The organism is Streptomyces marinisediminis (assembly GCF_026262575.1).
In the GTDB taxonomy this organism is placed as follows: Bacteria; Actinomycetota; Actinomycetes; order Streptomycetales; family Streptomycetaceae; genus Streptomyces; species Streptomyces marinisediminis.
Map to the genome: position 1 here is coordinate 1 of NZ_JAPKFL010000100.1, position 743 is coordinate 743.

A 743-nucleotide genomic window follows, 5' to 3' on the forward strand; every position below is an offset into this window, starting at 1 on the left:
CCCAGCCCACCGGTGCCCCCGGTGATCAGCACCGTGCCCCGCAGGCGCACCGGCGTGGCGGGCGCCTGCGGCGCGCGAACCACACGGCGGGCGTGGATGCCGGTGGAGCGCACAGCCACCTGGTCCTCACCCGCATCCACGGACAGGAGGGCGGCGGTGCGCTGCCACGCCCGGGCATCCAGAGTGCGGGGCAGGTCGATCAGACCGCCCCAGCGGGTGGGGTGCTCCAGGGCGATGACCCGGCCCAACCCCCAGGTCTGTGCCTGGGCGGGGTGGGTGAGGGGGTCGGAGGGGCCGGTGGAGACCGCGCCCCGCGTCAGGCACCACACCCGCGCCGACCCATCGCTGCGACCCAGCTCCTGGGCCAGAGCGAGGTTGCCGGTCAGCCCCGGGGCGACACCGCGCTCCAGCGGCGCGTCCTCCAGCGCCAGCAGGGAGACGATGCCGGTGACCCCGCTCAGGTCCCCGGGCAGGGTGCTGGTTCGCTCCACCTGGGCGCCTGCCGTGCGCAGGCCGTCCTCACACCACTGGGCCACCTCCTGCGCACCGGTGGGGGGTGTGAGCAGCAGCCACCGCCCGGAGAGGGGCGTGGCGGGCTGGGGTGATACCGGTTTCCAGGTGACGTGGTAGCGCCACTGGTCGATCAGGGACCGCTGCCGCTGATCACGCCGCCAGGACGACAACACCGACAACGCTTCACCAAGTGGCCGGTCCGCGGACAGACCACCGGCCAACGCCGTGAG

Annotated in this window: 1 protein-coding gene; it reads right to left on the reverse strand. The window is 74.3% G+C overall.

Annotated elements, in window-relative coordinates; all coding sequences use genetic code 11:
- Window positions 1-686 (reverse strand): SpnB-like Rossmann fold domain-containing protein (locus OSB71_RS24245; protein ID WP_502362186.1); only part of this gene is annotated, 686 nt, incomplete at its 3' end.
- Window positions 687-743 lie beyond the last annotated feature (57 nt).